The 19323-nt window shown below is 44.7% G+C and carries 18 protein-coding genes; 7 read left to right on the forward strand and 11 right to left on the reverse strand.

Features of this window, described 5'->3' with window-relative positions; all coding sequences use genetic code 11:
- The first annotated feature begins 18 nt into the window (after window positions 1-18).
- From MSG34_RS23625 to MSG34_RS23640, 4 genes are all read left to right on the forward strand, one after another.
- On the forward strand, window positions 19-624 hold the full coding sequence (locus MSG34_RS23625; RefSeq protein ID WP_102277782.1) for a S24 family peptidase: 606 nt from the start codon (window positions 19-21) through the stop codon (window positions 622-624).
- A gap of 155 nt (window positions 625-779) precedes the next feature.
- Window positions 780-1280, forward strand: a complete 501-nt coding sequence (locus MSG34_RS23630) for a hypothetical protein (protein WP_248339575.1) — start codon at window positions 780-782, stop codon at window positions 1278-1280.
- A 403-nt stretch (window positions 1281-1683) separates the two neighbouring features.
- A complete protein-coding gene (gene zur, locus MSG34_RS23635; RefSeq protein WP_017059941.1) occupies window positions 1684-2142 on the forward strand; it encodes a zinc uptake transcriptional repressor Zur in 459 nt (152 codons plus the stop codon).
- Between the two features lie 17 nt (window positions 2143-2159).
- The gene (locus MSG34_RS23640; protein WP_017059940.1) at window positions 2160-2621 is read left to right on the forward strand and encodes a chemotaxis protein CheX; all 462 of its coding nucleotides are present in this window, start codon (window positions 2160-2162) and stop codon (window positions 2619-2621) included.
- A gap of 153 nt (window positions 2622-2774) precedes the next feature.
- Here MSG34_RS23640 and pgi read toward each other — a convergent pair whose 3' ends face one another.
- Entirely contained in the window at window positions 2775-4427 is a 1653-nt protein-coding gene (gene pgi, locus MSG34_RS23645; protein ID WP_248339577.1) for a glucose-6-phosphate isomerase, read from the reverse strand.
- Window positions 4428-4753: 326 nt separating this feature from the next.
- On the opposite strand from pgi, the gene MSG34_RS23650 reads away from it, so the two are divergent.
- Window positions 4754-5173: a secondary thiamine-phosphate synthase enzyme YjbQ gene (locus tag MSG34_RS23650; protein WP_248339580.1), complete on the forward strand. Its 420-nt coding sequence runs from the start codon at window positions 4754-4756 to the stop codon at window positions 5171-5173.
- Between the two features lie 133 nt (window positions 5174-5306).
- Here MSG34_RS23650 and MSG34_RS23655 read toward each other — a convergent pair whose 3' ends face one another.
- The 3 genes from MSG34_RS23655 to MSG34_RS23665 are packed head-to-tail and all read right to left on the reverse strand — an operon-like array spanning window position 5307 to window position 9019.
- The gene (locus tag MSG34_RS23655) at window positions 5307-6512 is read right to left on the reverse strand and encodes a BamA/TamA family outer membrane protein (protein WP_248339581.1); all 1206 of its coding nucleotides are present in this window, start codon (window positions 6510-6512) and stop codon (window positions 5307-5309) included.
- A 23-nt stretch (window positions 6513-6535) separates the two neighbouring features.
- Entirely contained in the window at window positions 6536-7621 is a 1086-nt protein-coding gene (gene alr / locus MSG34_RS23660) for an alanine racemase (protein ID WP_017065624.1), read from the reverse strand.
- 6 nt (window positions 7622-7627) lie between these two features.
- On the reverse strand, window positions 7628-9019 hold the full coding sequence (locus tag MSG34_RS23665; protein WP_248339582.1) for a replicative DNA helicase: 1392 nt from the start codon (window positions 9017-9019) through the stop codon (window positions 7628-7630).
- 176 nt (window positions 9020-9195) lie between these two features.
- Between MSG34_RS23665 and MSG34_RS23670 the strand changes: the two genes are divergently transcribed.
- Window positions 9196-10080 carry a DUF481 domain-containing protein gene (locus MSG34_RS23670; protein ID WP_050644369.1) on the forward strand — a complete coding sequence of 295 codons (885 nt, stop codon included), beginning with the start codon at window positions 9196-9198 and terminating at the stop codon, window positions 10078-10080.
- Window positions 10081-10260: 180 nt separating this feature from the next.
- Here MSG34_RS23670 and rplI read toward each other — a convergent pair whose 3' ends face one another.
- From rplI to rnr, 5 genes are all read right to left on the reverse strand, one after another.
- A complete protein-coding gene (rplI, locus tag MSG34_RS23675) occupies window positions 10261-10713 on the reverse strand; it encodes a 50S ribosomal protein L9 (protein WP_048610692.1) in 453 nt (150 codons plus the stop codon).
- Window positions 10714-10751: 38 nt separating this feature from the next.
- Window positions 10752-10979 carry a 30S ribosomal protein S18 gene (gene rpsR / locus MSG34_RS23680; RefSeq protein ID WP_000090472.1) on the reverse strand — a complete coding sequence of 76 codons (228 nt, stop codon included), beginning with the start codon at window positions 10977-10979 and terminating at the stop codon, window positions 10752-10754.
- Window positions 10980-11091: 112 nt separating this feature from the next.
- Entirely contained in the window at window positions 11092-11481 is a 390-nt protein-coding gene (gene rpsF, locus MSG34_RS23685) for a 30S ribosomal protein S6 (RefSeq protein WP_004741278.1), read from the reverse strand.
- Between the two features lie 292 nt (window positions 11482-11773).
- Window positions 11774-12514 carry a 23S rRNA (guanosine(2251)-2'-O)-methyltransferase RlmB gene (gene rlmB / locus MSG34_RS23690; RefSeq protein WP_017063180.1) on the reverse strand — a complete coding sequence of 247 codons (741 nt, stop codon included), beginning with the start codon at window positions 12512-12514 and terminating at the stop codon, window positions 11774-11776.
- 177 nt (window positions 12515-12691) lie between these two features.
- A complete protein-coding gene (gene rnr / locus MSG34_RS23695; protein WP_050647227.1) occupies window positions 12692-15193 on the reverse strand; it encodes a ribonuclease R in 2502 nt (833 codons plus the stop codon).
- 247 nt (window positions 15194-15440) lie between these two features.
- On the opposite strand from rnr, the gene MSG34_RS23700 reads away from it, so the two are divergent.
- A complete protein-coding gene (locus tag MSG34_RS23700; RefSeq protein ID WP_050712642.1) occupies window positions 15441-16850 on the forward strand; it encodes an amidohydrolase in 1410 nt (469 codons plus the stop codon).
- 128 nt (window positions 16851-16978) lie between these two features.
- On the opposite strand, the gene MSG34_RS23705 is transcribed toward MSG34_RS23700, so the two are convergent.
- Both MSG34_RS23705 and MSG34_RS23710 read right to left on the reverse strand, forming a co-directional pair.
- On the reverse strand, window positions 16979-17614 hold the full coding sequence (locus MSG34_RS23705; protein WP_017063177.1) for a tetratricopeptide repeat protein: 636 nt from the start codon (window positions 17612-17614) through the stop codon (window positions 16979-16981).
- A 298-nt stretch (window positions 17615-17912) separates the two neighbouring features.
- Complete coding sequence (locus MSG34_RS23710; protein ID WP_010434108.1) at window positions 17913-19229, reverse strand: adenylosuccinate synthase; 1317 nt, start codon at window positions 19227-19229, stop codon at window positions 17913-17915.
- Window positions 19230-19323: the final 94 nt, after the last annotated feature.

Raw genomic sequence — 19323 nt, forward strand, 5'->3', positions numbered from 1 at the left:
AGCACACTGGAGCATTCAATGAGCATCGTAGACGAACAAATATCTGAACTTAAGAAGTTAACCAAAACCTCAAAAAACACTGATTTATCAAAAGCTTTAGGGGTTTCAGCATCAACCATTCAAACGTGGAGAATGCGTGGGAAAATTCCTGAAGATATTTTTCTAAAAGCGAACGAGATCGCAAAAAGTGGCTCATTGACTCCAAAAGGCTATTTGGAATTGAAGTTCTTCGATATTGAGGTAAGTGCTGGGCATGGTGCGCTTGTTGAAAAAGAAGAAGAATCTAGCGCGATGGTTTTTAGTGAGCGATTCATTAGACAAGAGCTTGGCTTTAATCCAAACAACGTTTTCTTAATGCCTGTCCGTGGTGACAGCATGATTCCTACTCTTAAAAACCAGAGCATCGTAATGGTGAACCGCGTTGATGGTTTTTCTACTGATGGGATTTACGTATTCAGATATGACAATCGACTGATGGTGAAGAGACTTCAATTTCTACCAAACGGAATCAAGGTGGTCAGTGACAATAGTGCTTATGAAGCATGGGAACTTGGAAAAGAAGAGATTAAAGGCAATGACTTCGAGATCATCGGTGAGGTGGTTTGGTCAGGGCAAAGGATGTAATTGTAAAAATGTTCAGAAACTTGAGAAGAAAGATCAGAAACAAAGCACCAAGGCCTAGCTCGTCTACGATGATGGTTGGATCGTTTATATGCTTCAGCTTAACACTATCTTTTATGTACTGCGCTTATGAATACATGGCGATAGAAGACAGAGAAATGGAAAGCCTATTGAATGGATTTACTGCAACCTATGAAGATAAAGTGAAGAACGTCCAAAAGGAACGCCAAGAAATAATCAACATAGCTACTTTAATGTCCTTCACCGCCGCTATCTTTGCAGTGATTTTCACATCAATGTTAAACAAGCTTAAAAACACAACTTTCGTGACTTATGAGGTTGAACGAACTTTTCTTGGGAAAAATAAGACTAAAGGGAAAGTAATACTATGCAACGAAGGGGAATCAAACCTTTTGTTACGGGGAGTTTTTGTTCGAAATAGTTTAGGCTATCTATCACCTAACGAATTAAAAACCAGAGTGACTTTAACCCCTTTACAAGTACTTGAAATAGATTTGTATCCTCACCAGTTTAAATCTTACCAAGATAATCCTGAGCAATTTGACCTCATACTAGATTTGCATTTAGGAAAGCATTACGCAATTCCGGCTAAAGGTCAGTTAAAAGTTAAAGGAAAAACTAAACTAGTACGGACATAGTACGTATGACTTGCTTTTAACTACTGGTATTACTTAAAAGTGAGTCCAATCGAGCATTGGAGCGACAGACAACCTACATGAATGTGTCATGGCAAAGTACCCTAGTAGCGAGTCAAAAAAATATGCTGGAATACCCAGCAAAAGCAAGGTCGGCTATTGTAAATGCTATGCCCTATTTGTGCTATATGAACTTTACCTCATACTTTTTTATAAACCTATTCACCAGATCTCTAATTCAACCTCATTAATCAGTTATGCCTTGAGTCACACTGTCATTTTGAGTTACCTTGTCTTATTCAAAGTCGTGGGTCACAATACGCTCTGTACCTGACTTTAATAGAAATCATTGGCTCCCAAAACGTAGTAACCTAGAAATAAGGTTTGATTAGGGATGTCCGATTGAATGGTGAAAAATTTGGACCACACATTAATAGAGCAAGTTGAAGGGATATGCGCATCGCGAGGCGTTAGATTAACACCTCAAAGAAAGCGAGTGTTTGAGCTCATCCTCTCTAATAAGAAAGCCTCCAGTGCTTATGAATTATTAGAGCAGTTGAAAGTCAGTGAACCACAGGCCAAGCCTCCTACAGTTTATCGCGCTTTGGATTTCTTGTTGGAACAAGGTTTCATTCACCGAGTTGAGTCAACCAATAGCTTCATATGCTGCTGTTCTTGCAATGCCAACAAACATTTCTCCCAACTACTGATCTGCGATAAATGTGGCACTGTGATAGAACTACAAGACGATGCGCTTGTCACCCTACTCGCCAGTAACGCTGAGAAGCATGGCTTTCAATTGACGAATCATGTCATTGAATCGCATGGCATTTGCCAATCTTGCTCCTCTGAGATGAAAGAATAAGATTATAGAAGAACATTATGCGCGCTGAATTTGTAAACCCGTTTTTAGCTTCTTTGATGAACGTATTAAAAACGATGGCTTCTTTAGAATTGAAGCCACAAAAACCGAGAGTTAAGAAAGATGAAATCGCTCGTGGTGATGTATCCGGCCTAATTGGTATGGTTGGTACACAATCTCGTGGCTCAATGTCGATCACCTTTGATGAAGGTCTCGCTCTCGAAATCATGGAAAACATGCTCGGTGAACGACCAAACGGCCTCAACGAAGAAGTGACCGATATGGTGGGTGAAATCACTAACATGGTGACTGGCGGTGCAAAACGTATTCTTGCGGAAAGCGGTTTTGACTTCGATATGGCAACACCAATCGTGGTTTCCGGTAAAGGTCATACGATTCGTCACAAGTGTGATGGGGCAATCATCATCATGCCTTTCTCATCTCAATGGGGTAATGCTTTCATCGAGATCTGTTTCGAATAACAGCTGTTTATTTCTAGCAGTACTGAGTATCAAATCAAAGAAGGTTGGCATAATGCCAGCCTTTTTTATTACCTGCGATTTAACCATTGCTTGCTCTACAGATACAAAAACGCCAACCCGAAGGTTGGCGTTTTTTTGGTGCTATCAACTCAATTAAGCTTTAAGCGCTTTAAATGCGTTGATTAGACCGTTCGTTGAGCTGTCGTGAGACGTTACTTGACCATCATCAGCAAGCTCTGGAAGAATTTGGTTTGCTAGTTGCTTACCAAGTTCTACACCCCATTGGTCGAAGCTGAAGATGTTCCAGATAACGCCTTGAACGAAGATCTTGTGCTCGTACATCGCGATTAGGTTACCTAAAGAGCGAGGATTGATTTGCTTAACAAGAATTGAGTTCGTAGGGCGGTTACCTTCAAATACTTTGAAAGGTACTAGCTCAGCCACTTCTTCAGCTGTTTTGCCCGCAGCTAGGAATTCAGCTTCTACTGTTTCTTTTGTCTTACCGAAAGCGAGAGCTTCAGTTTGAGCAAAGAAGTTAGACATTAGCTTCTGGTGGTGATCAGATGCTGGGTTGTGACTGATAGCAGGCGCGATGAAGTCTGATGGGATCAGCTTAGTGCCTTGGTGAATCAGTTGGTAGAACGCGTGCTGGCCGTTTGTACCAGGTTCGCCCCAGATGATAGGACCTGTTTGGTACTCTACTGGGTTGCCTTCACGGTCAACAAACTTACCGTTCGATTCCATGTTGCCTTGCTGGAAGTAAGCAGCAAAACGGTGCATGTATTGATCGTAAGGAAGAATTGCTTCTGACTCAGCGCCGTGGAAGTTGTTGTACCAAATACCGATAAGCGCAAGGATTACTGGAATGTTGCTTTCAAACTCAGTTGAAGCAAAGTGGTTATCCATCTCGTGAGCACCTTCTAGCAGCTCTACGAAGTTATCGAAGCCAACAGATAGTGAGATAGAAAGACCGATTGCAGACCATAGTGAGTAACGACCACCAACCCAGTCCCAGAATTCGAACATGTTGTCAGTATCAATACCAAACTCAGCGACCGCAGTTGCGTTAGTTGATAGTGCTGCGAAGTGTTTAGCTACGTGTGCGTTATCACCCGCTTCAGCCAAGAACCAATCACGAGCAGAGTGCGCGTTAGTCATTGTTTCTTGAGTCGTGAATGTTTTAGATGCCACTAAGAATAGCGTTGTTTCTGGGTTCAGAGGCTTAAGTGTCTCAACAATGTGAGTGCCATCTACGTTAGAAACGAAGTGCATGTTTAGACGAGTTTTGTATGGCGTTAGAGCTTCAGTCACCATGTATGGACCAAGGTCCGAACCGCCGATACCGATGTTAACTACATCAGTGATCTCTTTACCAGTGTAACCTTTCCACTCTCCAGAAACGATGCGGTGTGTAAACAGTTCCATTTTTGCTAGTACTGCATTCACTGCTGGCATTACGTCTTTGCCATCAACCATTACTGGGTTGTCGCTACGGTTACGTAGAGCTGTGTGAAGTACTGAACGACCTTCAGTCTTGTTGATTGCATCACCACCGAACATTGCTTCGATTGCAGACTTAACTTCAGTCTCGTTCGCAAGAGCAAATAGGTGCTGCATAGTTTCAGCATCGATAAGGTTCTTAGAGTAATCCACTAAGATGTCAGAACCGAAACGAGTAGAAAAGCTCTCGAAACGCTTTGCATCTTGAGCAAACAGTTCTTTCATATCCATATCTTGAGCAGACTCAAAATGTGCAGTTAGAGCTTTCCACGCTTGTGTATGCGTTGGGTTGATATTTTTCAACATGGTATCTATCCCGATGTTACTGTAGGTTTTATTCTAAACGTCACCTGGGTGATGAATAGAACCCCCGATTAGGCGAAAGTTTATATTTTTCTGTGATGACCAAACCGCATCACCACTGAAAGATTCTTTGTAATTTTTTTTCACGACGTATTATGCCGCATATGAAGAGCTGTACCTTGAGATAAATCAGGATTAGATTTCCTGATACAAGAATCGGTACTGACTCTAGCTCTAACATAATTAAATGTGAGCGATACCTGATAAATTCAAGTTCAAAAGATAGCGTTAAACCACTTTTTTTCCAAATACATTATAAAGGATGGCGTATGTGGATTCAGAAGACTATACACCTAAATGCACGAAAGCGTGGATTTCATCTCATTACTGATGAAATTGAACAACAGATACACGATATCAATTCTTTATCTGTTGGTTTATTACATCTTTTTATCCAACATACCTCAGCCAGCCTCACATTAAACGAGAACGCAGATCCTACCGTCCGTACTGATATGGAGTCGCACTTCAATAAGTTTGTTCCCGAGCGAGCGCCCTACTACAGACACACCGATGAAGGCGATGATGACATGCCTGCCCACATTAAAGCATCGACACTTGGCACCAGTGTGACAATACCAATTAGCAATGGTCGTTTAGCTTTAGGAACATGGCAGGGCATTTACTTAGGAGAACACCGAGATTGTGGTGGCAGCCGTACTGTGATTGCGACTATTCAAGGTGAGTAATCATAACAACCCAAGAGTAATAAGCTCTTAATAAACATAATGATAAGAAACAAAAAAGGGTGACACGATTATGTATCACCCTTTAACAATAAGAAAAATTTAACGGCTAAAGCTTTGCTTAGTTTAGATAGGCTTAGAAAGGCTGGTTTATCATGACCCTAAAGGTCCCTTCGTCACCACCTCGAGCCAACTCAGCACGTACAACAATGCCTTCCACTTGGAAACGCACCGCGCCACCTAAGCTCCATTTCATGTCTGAGTGCAGTGTTTTGATGTCGTACTCATCCGCAACGCGCCCTAATTCAGCAAACGCTACCCATTGCCACCAAGGCAAGTCGTAGTAGTTAATCAGTGGGATATCACCAAGTGGTTGCCAATCTGGAAGTACTCGGTACTCAGCAGAGTAATGGACTGCAGAGCGACCGTGATAACGACCTCCGGTATAACCACGTAAACGATACAAGCCACCAAGTCGAGCTTGCTCCGTTTCTGGCGGGCGAGCACAATCTTGCCCAGAGCAGTTATCCCACGTTGGCGTGTCAGCCGTATAGAAATCGAATGCTAAAACTTGTTGATCGAATAAGTCCCCTAAAGGACCTAAAGCAAAGTACTGGCTATTTTGGAAGGTCCACTTGAGCCACAAATCATCGTTAGACCAACTCTCTGCGCCTGTTGTGAACTCAAGGTTAGTGTGAGAGCCTCTGGTTGGATTACGTGTGTTATCACGGTTATCCCAATCAAACGCCAAACTAAAGCCTGTCGCCTCCTCGGTATTATTTAAACCTTCCAACTCACGAGCAGTATAAAAAGGCGTAAATAGAATCGAACTGACACCCGATTCGACTGGCGAAGCAAAGCTCACATCTTTGATTGGCTGAAAAGCGCCGAGTAAGCCGTGTTCTGCAACGTTGCCCCAAGGTAGCAAATACTTAAACTCAAACTGATAGTTTTGCTCTAAGCCATCGGCAATGGTTTTGTCATCGATAGATGAATCGTTATCGCCTTGAGAGCCTATGTAATAAGGATTGTCGTTGAAGCGCGCTTGATACATCTGAGTGCTAAACAATACGTTCTCAGACAAGGCATAGTTAAAAGCCGATAGAAAACCGACGTAACTGTCTTTGTCTGAATAGAGTGCCATACCAAACAGAGCGGCTTGAGGTTGCCAAACACCCTTTGCGACACCCGCAACCCCAAAGGTGTTACCCATGGTTTCGGTGCTGAAGTAGAAAGGGACAAAGGCTGAATCTTTTTCTTCACTCGCAGCGGAAGAAGAAAAGCTGACACCGAGTAATGTCATTACAGACATTAGCCAGTTTCGAGTCGTTCGCTTGAACATAATTTACTTTTCAAGATCCATGATTACTTCACATACTCCATCGCAACACGCGAAGTCAGCTTAGTGACTAACTCGTAAGCGATAGTGCCGATATGTTCAGCCACTTCTTCAGAAGGTAAATCTTTACCCCACAGAGTCGCTTCATCGCCGACTTTATCTGCCGCATCAGGGCCTAGGTCAACCGTTAGCATGTCCATTGATACACGTCCTGCGATCGGTACTTTTCGACCGTTAACGAACACTGGAGTGCCATTAGGTGCAGTGCGAGGATAACCATCACCATAACCAATCGCGATAACACCAACCTTGGTATCACGTTCACTGGTCCAGTTTCCGCCATAACCCACACTTTCACCGGCTTTCACATCGCGAACTGCAATTAGGTGTGAGGTCAGGGTCATCACAGGCAAAAAACCAAGCTCTTGCGCTGATTTATCCACAAACGGAGAAACACCGTAAGAGATGATTCCCGGACGAACCCAATCAAGATGGCTGTCTGGCCAAGCGAGTAAACCCGCCGAGGCAGCAAGTGAACGCTCTCCTTCACAACCTTCTGTAAGAGACAAGAAAAGCTCTGTCTGTTCAACAGTGGTTGCTCTATCCAGTTCATCAGCACAACCGAAGTGGCTCATGTAACGTAGAGGTTTGGCAACATTCGCACATTGATGCAAACGCTCAACAAAGTTCTGATACTGTTCAGGGCGAACACCTAATCGGTGCATACCACTGTCGACTTTTAGCCATACCACAACGGGGGTTTCCAAATCCGCATTCTCTAGCGCGCTTAATTGCTCTTCACAATGCACTACAGTCTGAATGTTGTTGGTCACCAAGATTGGCAAATCGCCCGAAGAGTAAAATCCTTCCAGCAACAAAATAGGTTTAACAATGCCACCAGCACGAAGTTGTAACGCTTCTTCAATACGCGCTACACCAAAAGCATCAGAGCTTTTTGAATGCTTGGCGATATGCAGTAAGCCGTGTCCGTAGCCATTGGCTTTCACAACAGACATGACCTTGCACTGAGGAGCCTTCGACTTTATCTGGTTCAGGTTATGTTCGAGCGCGTTTAAGTCAATGCTCGCCGTCGCCGCTTTCATGTAAGTCATTAGCGATTACTCATCATCAAATGCAGGGCCTGCATAGTTATCAAATCGGGAGTGTTGACCTTGGAACGTAAGACGAACCGAACCGATCGGACCGTTACGTTGCTTACCAAGGATAATCTCAGCGATGCCTTTCAATGAACTATCTGGGTTATAAACCTCATCACGATAGATGAACATGATCAAATCGGCATCTTGCTCAATCGAACCTGATTCACGCAAGTCCGAGTTAACTGGGCGCTTATCAGCACGTTGCTCTAGGGAACGGTTAAGCTGAGAAAGTGCCACAACCGGAACGTTGAGCTCTTTTGCCAGCGCTTTCAATGAGCGAGAAATCTCGGCGATTTCAAGCGTACGGTTATCAGATAACGAAGGTACACGCATTAATTGAAGGTAATCTATCATGATCATAGAGATACCATCGTGTTCACGAGCAATACGTCGAGCACGAGAACGTACTTCAGTTGGCGTTAGACCCGAGCTGTCATCGATATACATATTCTTCTTATCCATAAGAATACCCATACTCGACGAGATACGAGCCCAATCTTCATCGTCTAACTGACCAGTACGAATCTTGGTTTGGTCTACGCGAGAAAGTGACGCAAGCATACGCATCATCAGCTGTTCGGCTGGCATCTCTAGCGAGAAGATTAAAACCGGTTTGTCTTGCTTCATCGCTGCGTTTTCACACAAGTTCATCGCAAACGTGGTTTTACCCATAGATGGACGAGCAGCAACAATAATTAAGTCAGAGCCTTGTAGACCTGCTGTTTTCTTATTGAGGTCGTTGAAACCCGTATCGACACCTGTCACACCATCTTGCGGCGTTTTGTACAGGATCTCGATACGTTCTAGTGTCTTCTCTAGAATGCTATCAACGTTTTGTGGACCTTCGTTTTCACTTGCACGGCCTTCAGCAATCGCGAAGACTTTACTCTCAGCCAGATCAACAAGTTCTTCCGATGTACGACCTTGAGGGTCATAACCAGAATCAGCAATCTCATTCGCGACACCAATCAGGCTACGAACAAGTGCACGTTGCGCCACGATATCCGCATACGCATTGATGTTTGCGGCACTTGGTGTGTTTTTCGCTAGGTCAGCTAGGTAAGCAAAGCCACCCACATCTTCAAGTTGCTCACGCAGCTCTAAATGTTCAGAGAGTGTAATAAGATCCAGAGGAGAACTTTCTTCAAGGATATCCTTTACCGCTTCAAAGATCAGACGGTGAGGACGGCTATAAAAGTCTTTGGCCACAACCTTTTCGGCAACCGTATCCCAGCGTTCGTTATCCAATAACAAACCGCCAATAACAGATTGCTCAGCTTCTAATGAATGTGGCGGGACCTTGATGGCGTCCACCTGATCGTTGGCTGATTTCTGACTTTTGGTATCCACTATGACTACACTCAATAACTAATAATGATCGTTCATTATACCCAAGAACATCCGTTTGTAATCCGATCCTATGAGTTTGTTTTATTCTTCAGGAAGAATTTACCTATTGCTGACGGAATTAACCAAGGGTAGCATTACGATCCTGCCATTCACTCACTGTATAACTAGAGGTATGCGTGTCCAAATTATTGGCTCTGAGCACTGGTCTTCTAAGCACTGGTCTCCTGAGCGCTCCGATGGCCTTAGCGGATGATGCTAAAGCCTCTGTTGATGCAATCCTCGACTCTATAGTAGTACCAGAACCTACTGCTGAGCCGATCGTCGTTGCACCAACACCTGAAGAAAAAGATATGGATATCGCACCGAGTGATACTAGTGATACAGAACTGCCGAGCCCGCTAAAAACGGAAGTCGAATTTGGATATCAGTCGCATACTGGTAATTCTGATTCACGATCGCTTAACGCACGCCTTAACGGTGAGTACACGGCTGGCCGTCATAGAACCAGTGGTGAATGGAAATACTACAACCTCTACAAAGATGGCGAAGAGGATAAAAGGCAATCGACTTACTCAGCTCAGAGTGACTACAAGTTAAGTCCTAAAACCTACCTTTACGGCAGTTTTAAAGGGGTCGACTCGCGATACAGTGCTTACTTTAAGGACTACACAATTTCGAGTGGTCTGGGTTACCAGTTTTCAAATACCGAAGAGTTTGTGTTGGAAGTCGAAGTGGGACCGGGTTTTCGTTACCAAGAGCCAAACCTTGATGAATTAGACGACGATGACATCATCTTCCCAGAGATTGTTGAAGAAGCAATTTTCCGTGGCAACGTGAATACGTCATGGCAGGTGTTGAAGAATTTGCAGCTCAAGGCCGACGTGACGCTTGTATCTGGTCACAGTAACCTAAAGTTTGATACTGAACTCGAAGCCATCAACGATATTACTGACAATATCGCGCTGAAGATCGCTCACTCTCGCCAGTACCACGATAAAGTGCCTGAAGGGTTAAGCAAAGAAGACTCTGTTCTATCTATCAACTTGCTCTTCCAGTTCTAATCTTAGGCCACCTCTAACCTTCAGAACGGCTTGTTCAGCAATAACAGCTTATGGATCACCGTAAGCTTTTTACCTACTGTAGCCCTCCCTTGTACTTTCCTATATTCCAGACATAAAAAAACACCAGCCGAAGCTGGTGTTTAAAACTTTCAAAAGAAAGAATTCGTCTTGGTACTGAAATTACTCAGCTGCAACGATAGCGATTTTCGCAGTAGCAAAAACTTCAGAGTGAAGTTGGATGCTTACTTCGAATTCGCCGATGTTACGTAGAGCGCCTTCAGGTAGGCGTACTTCGCTCTTAGCTACTGCAACACCTGCCGCTGTAATAGCGTCAGCGATGTCACGAGTACCGATAGAACCGAATAGTTTACCTTCGTCACCAGCTTTAGAAGCGATTGAAACGCCTTCTAGAGTGTTAACGTTCTCTGCACGAGCTTCAGCAGCAGCTAGTTGCTCAGCAACTTTAGCTTCTAGTTCAGCACGACGAGTTTCGAACATAGCAACGTTGTCTTTAGTTGCCATAACTGCTTTACCCTGTGGGATAAGGAAGTTACGAGCGTAACCAGATTTAACGTTTACTTGGTCGCCAAGGCCACCTAGGTTACCGATCTTATCAAGTAGAATAACTTGCATTATCTTAGTCCTCTTAAACTATTATTAACTATTACCGATTACTGATGCTTGTCAGTGTACGGTAGTAGAGCTAGGTAACGAGAACGCTTGATAGCGCGAGCTAGTTGACGCTGGTACTTAGCGCTTGTACCAGTGATACGGCTAGGTACGATTTTACCAGCTTCAGTGATGTAGTTTTTAAGAGTTGCTACGTCTTTGTAGTCAATCTCTTGTACGCCTTCTGCAGTGAAACGGCAGAATTTACGACGACGGAAGAAACGAGCCATGGGCTATCTCCTGATCTTAAATTTAGTAAAGCGGTCTTTCACAATTATCGAAATAACTATCAATGACCTAAAACAAGTTGAGAATTTTTTAAGGCGTTAAGCCAAAAAAGAATTACTCAGCAGCTGCTTCTGGTTTAGCTTCTGTACGCTCTTCGCGACGAGGAGCACGCTCTGCACGCTCTTCTTTTTGCTTAAGCATAATAGATTGCTCAGTCACAGCGCCTTTAGTGCGCATGATCATGTTACGTAGAACTGCATCGTTGAAACGGAAAGCAGTTTCTAGCTCGTCAATCACTTCTTGACCAGCTTCAACGTTCATAAGAACGTAGTGAGCTTTGTGAAGCTTGTTGATTGGGTAAGCCATTTGACGACGACCCCAGTCTTCTAGACGGTGGATAGTACCGCCAGCTTCAGTGATAGAACCAGTGTAACGCTCGATCATGCCAGCAACTTGCTCGCTTTGATCAGGGTGAACCATGAATACGATTTCGTAATGACGCATTTGGTTGCTCCTTACGGATTATTAGCTTCCACGAGTGGCCCGGTCGTCCAGAGGAAGCAAGGAACTAAAGATAAATGACCGAGTTTTAAGGACGGCAAATATTATAGAAAGAACCCTGTATTGGCAAGTGGTATTTGGCGAATAATGAAACAGTTTTTCTTTCGCCATCTAGCCATCCAACAAACCAATACGCCTGTCTACTATCACCAAAAAACAAACGCCCACCAACAAGTGGTGAGCGTTAATAAATTCATAGACTTAAAGTCGTTTTGCCTTTTGACTCAGCTTAACGCTATTGAGCTAGACGCTGACGTACCGCTTCGAACAGACAGATGCCTGATGCTACCGAAACGTTTAGGCTCGACACGCTGCCTGCCATTGGGATCTTAATTAGGTCATCACAGGTTTCACGCGTTAGACGACGCATACCGTCACCTTCAGCCCCCATAACAACCGCAAGAGGGCCTGTTAGCTTCGCTTGATAGATATCATGTGTTGCTTCACCTGCCGTACCCACAAACCATACGCCCTGCTCTTGCAGTGCACGCATTGTGCGAGCTAGGTTGGTTACGCGAACGAGAGGAACCGTTTCAGCTGCGCCACACGCAACCTTGCTTACCGTTGCTGTTAACGGCGAAGAGCGATCTTTCGGTACGATAACAGCAGCAACACCTGCGGCATCCGCGTTACGCAGACAAGCGCCTAGGTTATGAGGGTCTGTTACGCCATCTAGAACCAACAGCAAAGGCTGTTCGTGCTGTGCTAGGATATCGTCTAGGTGAGTTTCATTAAGCTGCTTAGCAGGCTTCACCTTAGCAATAAGACCTTGGTGATTCGCACCTTGTGCTTTTTCATCCAGCGGCTTACGACCCATCTGTTGAATCGACACACCAAACTGTTGCAGTTGGTTCAGTAATGGAAGAAGACGCTCATCTTGGCGACCTTTCAATACATACGCTTCGATAAAACGTGCAGGATCTTTTTCTAGTACGGCTTTCACCGCGTGAATACCGTAAATAAATTCGTTACTCATTGTCTCAAATTACTCTTATTGCTCAGAGAAGAATGACATCAATGCCGATGCATCCCTCTCTGTGTTGTTCATTTCGAGAGTATGTGTCTTGCGCCTGATACTCTCGCACTAAATTAAATCAGTTAGGCGCTAAACCTGATTAGCAGAGCGCCTTATTAACCTTAAGATTTATCAGTCTTAAGACTTATCAGCCTTTGGCTTACGGCTTGCAGCACGCTTTTTCTTTGCGCGAGCTTTCGCAGCACCGGTTTTATTCGCTGGCTTTTTCTTCTTAGCAGGGCCTTCACTGCTTCCATCAGGTCGCTTAGTTGGCTCAACCATAGGCTTCGCTGATACACCTGGCTTATTACTCTTCACTGCAGAGCGCTTCTTGCTTTTCGCCTTTTTCATCGCTTCTGCTGCACGCTTCTTGGCTGTTTTGCCTTTACCACGCGGCTGACGATCAGTGTCTTCTAAGTCAAAGTCGATTTGGCGAGTTTCTAAGTTAACCGCAGAAACCTTCACTTTAACCGAATCACCCAAGCGGTAGATATTACCTGAGCTTTCACCCACTAGACGCTGACCAACAGCATCAAATTGGTAGTAATCATTCGCTAGCGCTGAGATGTGTACCAAGCCATCAATGTGCAGTTCAGTTAGACGAACAAAGAAGCCAAAACCAGTCACGTTAGCAATTACGCCATCCATCACTTCGCCAACATGGTCTTGCATGTATTCACACTTCAACCAGTCGTTTACTTCACGCGTTGCGTCATCAGCACGACGCTCAGTCATTGAACACTGCTCGCCGTAGAAGTCCATATCATCGAAAGTGTAGTGGTAACCACCGGTTGGCGTCCAACGTTCGCTGTTACGACCGCCTTCTTTCGCAATAAGGTACTTAATCGCACGGTGCAATAGCAAGTCAGGGTAACGACGAATCGGCGAGGTAAAGTGAGCATAGCGTTTAAGGGCTAAACCAAAGTGACCCGCGTTATCCGCGTTGTAGACCGCTTGCTTCATTGAACGTAACAGCATGGTTTGGATTAACTCACGGTCTTCACGCTCGTTAATCTGCTGCATCAGTTGTGCGTAGTCTACTGGAGATGGTGACAGGCCACCTTCCAGTGTTAAACCTAATTCACTTAAGAAGCTCTTGAAGCCCATTAAGCGCTCTTCGCCCGGAGTTTCGTGAACACGGTACAGAGCAGGCTCTTTCGCTTTCTCTACGTAAGATGCCGATGCGATGTTCGCCAGAATCATACACTCTTCGATGATCTTGTGTGCATCGTTACGGATTACCGGTTCAATACGGTCGATCTTACGATCCGCATTGAAGATAAATTTGGTTTCTACCGTTTCAAACTCAATCGCGCCACGCTCATCACGCGTTTTCTTAAGCACTTTGTACATCTTGTGCAGTTCTTCAAGATGCGGTACTTCTGGCTCGTAACGCTCACGAAGCTCTTCATTACCATCTAAGATCGCGCCTACTTTGTTGTAAGTAAGACGAGCATGAGAGTTCATTACCGCTTCGTAGTGTTTGTAACCCGACAGCTTACCTTTGTCTGAGATAGTCATCTCACACACCATACATAAGCGGTCGACTTGAGGGTTCAAAGAACATAAGCCGTTAGAAAGCACTTCAGGCAGCATTGGTACAACTTGTGACGGGAAGTATACCGAGTTACCACGGTTAATCGCTTCTTTGTCTAGCGCTGTATCTGGACGAACGTAATAACTTACGTCAGCAATCGCTACCCATAGACGCCAGCCTCCGCCTTTCTTCGCTTCACAGTAAACCGCATCATCGAAGTCACGCGCATCTTCACCATCAATGGTAACTAATGGCAGTTTACGCAGGTCTACACGCCCTTCTTTTGCTTCTTCAGGAACATGCTCACCTAGGTTTTCAATTTGTTTATCTACCGCTTCAGGCCACTCTTGTGGGATCTGGTGAGTACGGATCGCAATCTGCGTTTCCATACCCGGAGCCATGTTTTCACCAAGAACTTCGGTTACTTTACCCATCATGTTACGAGAACGACCACCGCGATCCGTAATCTCAATCACAACCACATTACCCATTCGAGCACCGCCTTTATGCTCAGTAGGGATCTGGATGTCGTGACTAATACGCGAATCATCAGCAACAACGTAAGAATGGCCGTACTCTAGGAAGAAGCGACCAACAAGTGGCGTTTTACGCTCTTCAAGCACACGAACCAAGCGACCTTCACGACGGCCACGCTTACTGTTGTCAGTAGGCTGAACCAATACGTAATCACCGTGCATGATGGTTTTCATCTGATGATGCGGCAGCACGATATCATTGTCTTTACCCACACTGCCGTCTGGGCGAACCCAACCATGACCGTCTTTATGACCAATCACATAGCCTTTGATCAGTTCCATCTTCTCAGGCAATGCGTAGCACTGACGACGAGTAAAGATAAGCTGTCCATCACGCTCCATTGCACGTAAACGACGACGCAGCCCTTCATATTGTTCCTCTCCAGCCAGACCCAAAGCTTCGAATAGATCGTTGCGGTTCATCGGAATATTCGCGTCTGTTAGAAACGAAATAATGAACTCTCGGCTTGGTACTGGGTTATCGTAATTTTTCGACTCTCGGTCGGCAAAAGGATCAACAGTGGTTGTCGCTGTCGTGTTTTCTGACGTTGGTGTGTTTTTTGACATAGGCGGGCCTGCTTAAGCAAGGAAGGTATATACCCCTAGTATATCTGATGCTAGGGGTAAGCTACAGATATGCTTTAGAAAACACTCAAATAACCTTAGATTGATACATATCTTCACTTTGTGAAACATCGCTTCATAGACGTGGACTATCATCAAAATTTCAAGCAAACGATAAAACAAACGTTTGCGCCATGAATGAAATACACTATTATCCACGCACTTTACCAACTCCTGTTCTGAGTATGATATGAAACTAAAACGCACTTTATTGGCTTCAGCTATGGCGAGCCTAGCGCTGTTCCCATTCGCAAGTTCGGCAATGGAAAAAGCTGACCTGATGATTACCGATGCGATGGTTCTAACCATGAACCAAGACAAAACGGTTTATGAAAGCGGTACTGTTGTGGTCAAAGACAACAAAATCATTGCGGTTGGGGATGCTTCACTAGAGAAGCAGTACCAAGCTAAGCGAGTGTTAGACGTGGATGGCGATATCGTTATGCCAGGTCTCATCAATACTCATACCCACGTATCAATGACGGTTTTCCGTTCGTTGGCCGATGATGTGCCAGATCGCCTGCACCGTTACATCTTCCCGCTAGAGAAGAAGCTAGTATCGCGAGACATGGTACGCATTGGTGCCAACCTAGGTAACGTTGAAATGGTGAAAGGCGGTGTGACGACTTACGCCGACATGTACTACTTCGAAGATGAAGTCGCGAAAACCGTCGATAAGATCGGTATGCGTGCCATCCTAGGTGAAACGGTGATTAAGTTCCCTGTAGCCGATGCGGCTAACGCCGAAGAAGGCATTAAGTACGCGTTGAATTTTATTGAAGAGTACAAAGATCACCCACGCATCACACCAGCGTTTGCCCCGCATGCGCCTTACACCAACACCACAGAGATCCTTCAGAAAATATCTAAACTATCCCTAGAATTAGATGTTCCAGTAATGATTCACCTTGCAGAATCACACCGTGAAGAAGAGAAAATCGCAGAGCGTTCTGATGGGTTATCCCCGGTTCAATACATGGACAGCATTGGCGCACTCAACAAGAACTTGGTGGGTGCACACATGATCCTCGTTGACGATCATGATATCGAACTTGTGAAAAAATCGGATATGGGTGTGGCTCATAACATGAGTGCTAACATCAAGTCAGCAAAAGGTGTATCACCTGCCCTTAAGATGTATGACGAGAACGTGCGTATCGGTTTAGGTACTGATGGCCCAATGTCTGGTAACACACTGAGCACCATTGATGAGTTCAACCAAGTCGCTAAGGTTCACAAGCTAGTTAACAAAGATCGTGCTGCGATGCCGCCGATCAAAGTGATCGATATGGCGACAATGGGCGCAGCAAAAGCGCTGCATATGGAAGATAAGATCGGCTCTCTTGAAGCTGGCAAACTGGCCGACATCATAGTGATCGATACTAAAGCGCCAAACATGGTTCCGGTCTACAACCCATACTCAGCACTGGTGTACTCAGCTAATTCAGGCAATGTTCGTCACTCCATCGTTGATGGCAAGATCATCATGCAAGATCGCGACATGCTAACGGTAGACGAAGACAAGATTCGCCAAGAAGCACTCGATTTCACTAAGGTTGTTCGTGAAACGGTAATTGAGTCTGGTGAGGTTGTTCAATAAACTTGCTAACGAATAGCATGACCATCTAAACGTAAAAAGCCCCGCACTAACTAAATTAGGCGGGGCTTTTTAAGTCTTGTTTCCTGTAACAATGAGTGCAGGGATCATTACAGGTTTTTTGCACGGTATTACCAGAACACGTCTCGACGTTTTGCTCGAGCAATAATATTGTCTGGCATTCTCTGTTCCAGACCGCTACGAAGCACAGTGATACGTCTGTGTTGTCTTTGGTCTGCGGTTACCGAGTTATACAACCAACGGTAAGCATCTTCATAATCCAATGGGCTACCGTAGTCACGTAACAAGAGTTCCGCTAAGTGAATGCTCGCACTTAAGTTCCCCATAGAGGCCGCTTCACGTAGATACGGAATCGCACGCTCTTGATCTTGTTGTACCAAAGTACCACGAGAGTAATAACGACCTAACTGCTCTAAGGCAGCGGGTAAACCTTGATGTGCCGCGTTTTCCATATAGTAAAGGCCAAGCTCTACATCTTGTGGAACACACACACCCCAAGCCAACATATCACCGTATAAAAACTCATAAGAAGGCAAGCTAATACGCGTCGCACGAGCAACGATATCTTCAACTAACTGGCACTTATCAGCTTTCACTCGCTCTAGATGTTGATTATTTTCGATTAAATTAATCAGTTCAGCTTCTGTATATATTGGAACGGGCTCTCCCACATCAGCCAAATTTGCATGACTCAAGGGTGAGCTCAGCGCCATTATTAATGAAGCTGCCACAATTCGTAGCTTCATACCTGCACTCTATTATCTGTCGCTAAAGTTATCTATTGAGGAGTGCAGAGGATTTCTACACGCACAAAACAGGGTGAACTTCACTTTCCATGATATCTGTATCGGCAATAATCCTGACGGCTTTAGACAAAACTTGCCGCTAATGGGCAATATTTTGCCTGATGACGCTTAAAAGATCACCATCAAAGAGTGAGCGGCTAAATTACAGGCATTAAAAAGCCGACTTAATAAAGTCGGCTTTTAAAAACGATTTAATTATCAAAGCACTTTATGTGCTGTGGTAATCACTCAACGGGCATTACGCGCCGTATGGGTGAACCTTGATGATAGTTTCGTTACGATCTGGGCCAGTTGATACGATATCAATTGGAACGCCAGTTAGGTCTTCGATACGCTTGATGTAATCTAGAGCTGCTTGTGGAAGCGCGTCGATAGATTTAGCACCAAATGTGTTTTCAGACCAACCAGGCATTGTTTCGTAGATTGGCGTCGCTTCTTCGAATGACTCAGCAGCCATTGGAGAAACTTCTAGGATAGAACCATCTTTCATCTTGTAACCAGTACAGATTTTTAGTTCTTCTAGGCCATCTAGAACGTCTAGTTTAGTTAGACACATACCAGATAGAGAGTTGATTTGGATTGCACGACGCATAGCAACAGCATCGAACCAACCAGTACGACGTAGACGACCAGTTGTTGCGCCAAACTCGTGACCAACATCGCCTAGGTGTTTACCAACTGGGTCTTGCTTCTCAAGGCCATCGTATAGTTCAGTTGGGAATGGACCTGAACCAACACGAGTACAGTAAGCCTTAGTAATACCAAGGATGTAACCGATGTGACGAGGACCGAAACCAGAACCTGCAGCAACACCACCAGCAGTCGTGTTAGAAGACGTTACGTATGGGTAAGTACCGTGGTCGATATCTAGTAGCGTACCTTGAGCACCTTCGAACATGATCTTGTCGCCGCGCTTACGTGCTGCGTCTAGTTCGTCAGTTACGTCGATAACCATCGCAGTTAACATATCTGCGTAGCTCATCGCTTGCTCAAGAACTTCTTCGTAGCTTACTGTTTCAGCTTTGTAGAAGTGCTCTAGTTGGAAGTTGTGGAATTCCATCACTTCTTTTAGCTTCTCAGCAAATGCTTCTTTATCGAAAAGGTCGCCAACGCGTAGACCGCGACGAGCAACTTTATCTTCGTAAGCAGGACCGATACCACGACCCGTTGTACCGATAGCTTTAGCGCCACGAGCGATTTCACGCGCGTTGTCGATTGCAATGTGGTACGGAAGAATTAGAGGACAAGCTTCAGAGATGAAAAGACGTTCACGTACTGGAATACCGCGATCTTCAAGAGGCTTCATTTCTTTAAGAAGTGCGTCAGGCGATAATACTACACCGTTACCAATAACACATTTAACGTTATTACGTAGGATGCCTGATGGAATTAAGTGAAGAACGGTTTTTTCACCGTCAATTACAAGTGTGTGACCTGCATTGTGACCGCCTTGGTAGCGAACCACGTATTTTGCATCTTCAGTTAAAAGGTCAACGATTTTACCTTTACCTTCATCACCCCATTGGGTGCCTAGAACGACTACGTTATTTCCCATCTTTCCAATTTCTGTTGCTAATTAAAAATGGATTCTAGCACTGAATCACACTTCTTGCAGTCACTTTTTGTTCATAAACGTTAACGCTGTACAA

It is taken from the genome of Vibrio sp. 1CM2L, assembly GCF_023161695.1.
Lineage (GTDB): Bacteria > Pseudomonadota > Gammaproteobacteria > Enterobacterales > Vibrionaceae > Vibrio > Vibrio coralliirubri.

Bases quoted from the DNA above. Each gene is read 5' to 3' on its own strand.
- rpsR (WP_000090472.1), bottom strand. From the start codon at position 10,979: ATGGCTCGTTTCTTCCGTCGTCGTAAATTCTGCCGTTTCACTGCAGAA.
- MSG34_RS23625 (WP_102277782.1), top strand. From the start codon at position 19: ATGAGCATCGTAGACGAACAAATATCTGAACTTAAGAAGTTAACCAAA.
- zur (WP_017059941.1), top strand. From the start codon at position 1,684: ATGGTGAAAAATTTGGACCACACATTAATAGAGCAAGTTGAAGGGATA.
- rnr (WP_050647227.1), bottom strand. From the start codon at position 15,193: ATGTCAAAAAACACACCAACGTCAGAAAACACGACAGCGACAACCACT.
- MSG34_RS23710 (WP_010434108.1), bottom strand. From the start codon at position 19,229: ATGGGAAATAACGTAGTCGTTCTAGGCACCCAATGGGGTGATGAAGGT.
- MSG34_RS23700 (WP_050712642.1), top strand. From the start codon at position 15,441: ATGAAACTAAAACGCACTTTATTGGCTTCAGCTATGGCGAGCCTAGCG.
- MSG34_RS23640 (WP_017059940.1), top strand. From the start codon at position 2,160: ATGCGCGCTGAATTTGTAAACCCGTTTTTAGCTTCTTTGATGAACGTA.
- rlmB (WP_017063180.1), bottom strand. From the start codon at position 12,514: ATGAGTAACGAATTTATTTACGGTATTCACGCGGTGAAAGCCGTACTA.
- MSG34_RS23655 (WP_248339581.1), bottom strand. From the start codon at position 6,512: ATGTTCAAGCGAACGACTCGAAACTGGCTAATGTCTGTAATGACATTA.
- rpsF (WP_004741278.1), bottom strand. From the start codon at position 11,481: ATGCGTCATTACGAAATCGTATTCATGGTTCACCCTGATCAAAGCGAG.
- MSG34_RS23630 (WP_248339575.1), top strand. From the start codon at position 780: ATGGAAAGCCTATTGAATGGATTTACTGCAACCTATGAAGATAAAGTG.
- MSG34_RS23650 (WP_248339580.1), top strand. From the start codon at position 4,754: ATGTGGATTCAGAAGACTATACACCTAAATGCACGAAAGCGTGGATTT.
- alr (WP_017065624.1), bottom strand. From the start codon at position 7,621: ATGACTTACATGAAAGCGGCGACGGCGAGCATTGACTTAAACGCGCTC.
- pgi (WP_248339577.1), bottom strand. From the start codon at position 4,427: ATGTTGAAAAATATCAACCCAACGCATACACAAGCGTGGAAAGCTCTA.
- rplI (WP_048610692.1), bottom strand. From the start codon at position 10,713: ATGCAAGTTATTCTACTTGATAAGATCGGTAACCTAGGTGGCCTTGGC.
- MSG34_RS23705 (WP_017063177.1), bottom strand. From the start codon at position 17,614: ATGAAGCTACGAATTGTGGCAGCTTCATTAATAATGGCGCTGAGCTCA.